The following is a 1,699-nucleotide window of genomic DNA, read 5'->3' on the forward strand; positions in this document are numbered from 1 at the left end:
ATATATATATATATATATATATNTNTNTNNNNTTTTATTATTTTATATAAGTTAACATATCGTCAATTTTTTAACAATTAATTGTATTAAAAAGTACAAAATAATGCGGTTGACATATGATATTGAGAGTGGTAGTATAGCACTATACTCAAGGCAGGTACTATATAGTAAGTGATAATTATTGCAATAAATTATATACTAAAAAGCACATAATAAAATTATGTTTTACAGAAGTTAACTTCTCTCTTTGGGTATTATTGGTATAAAACAATACTATTTAGTAGGAGGGATTTTATGGTAGATATAAAGCCACATGTTACTCTAGATAAACAAGCTAAAGACATTATTCACCAAAGTTATAAAAATCATCAAGGTAAGCGGTTAGCACTTTGGATACTCGCTTTGATTATCGGTGGTATTTTGGGAACATTAGGAAATGCTGTATTAGATCAAATTTTTGCTTTTATTGCAACCGTATTTACTCGTCTATTTCAGTTTATTGCTTTGCCAACCATATCTTTGGCAGTGATTACAACCCTTGCAGCTTTAGGTGGTAAACGAAATACGGGCCGTATTTTTGCACACGCGGTTACTTATACATTGTTAACAACTGTTTGTTCTGCTTTCATCGGATTAATTTTATTTATTTTTATTAGACCAGGAAACCTACCTTTAGATTTGGTTCATGCAGGGGTGGAACGTGTGCCAGAAAAATTGGTTAATGTATCATATTATAAACATTTTTTATCGGTTATTCCTAATAATATCATACAACCATTTTTAGATGGTAATGTACTTTCTGTTATGATTATTTCTGCAGCCGTTGGCTTGGCCTTGGCGTTCATGCCTAAAAATGAACATCAAAAAGCATTATTGCAAGCTATTTTAGGATTACAAGATGTTTTATTTGTTTTAATTCGTGCATTGTTATGGATTTTACCTCTTGGGATTTTATCCTTTTCTGCTCAACTTTCTGCACAAATCGCTGCCGGTATTTTAGTTGGAGCATTGGGAAAATACACGCTGGTTATTATTATGGGAAATATGATACAATTTTTCATTGTCTTACCGCTGTATTTACTTGCTCGAGGCTTAAATCCTTTTCATGTATTTAAAAATATGTTACCAGCTATCGCCGTTGCCTTATTTTCTAAGAGTTCAGCGGGAACTCTACCGGTTACATTAGCTTCAGCGGAAAACAATTTGCATGTAAATCCTGAAGTATCTCGATTTGTTTTACCTATTTGTACGACAATTAACATGAATGGATGTGCTGCATTTATTTTAGTGACATCTTTATTTTTATTACAGAATGGGGGCGTAGTTCTTACTTGGCCTATAATGATTTTGTGGTTGTTTATTGCTGTTTTCGCCGCAATTGGTAATGCAGGAGTTCCGATGGGATGCTATTTTTTGACGTTATCATTAATGTCTTCGGTCGGAGCACCGATAGGTATTATGGGTATTATTTTACCTATTTATACTATTATCGATATGATTGAAACCGCAGAAAATGTATGGTCTGATTCGGTAGTTTGTGCAATGACAGATCATGATTTAAAAGGAAAATTAATAGAAGAGTAGTAAAATAAGTGAAGGCATGTAGTCTTCACTTATTTTACATAAAAAAGTATTGACAGTAGAGTAAAAGTAAGATATACTAAATAAGCTTTATGAGTGCTACGAATGCTTGTAAAAC

General features: G+C 32.2%; 1 protein-coding gene. It reads left to right on the plus strand.

Annotated elements, in window-relative coordinates; translation table 11 throughout:
• The first annotated feature begins 294 nt into the window (after nt 1-294).
• A complete protein-coding gene (locus HMPREF1040_RS07100; RefSeq protein WP_007393263.1) occupies nt 295-1,584 on the plus strand; it encodes a dicarboxylate/amino acid:cation symporter in 1,290 nt (429 codons plus the stop codon).
• Nucleotides 1,585-1,699 lie beyond the last annotated feature (115 nt).

Origin of the sequence: Megasphaera sp. UPII 135-E (assembly GCF_000221545.1) — a bacterium.
GTDB lineage: Bacteria > Bacillota > Negativicutes > Veillonellales > Megasphaeraceae > Megasphaera > Megasphaera hutchinsoni.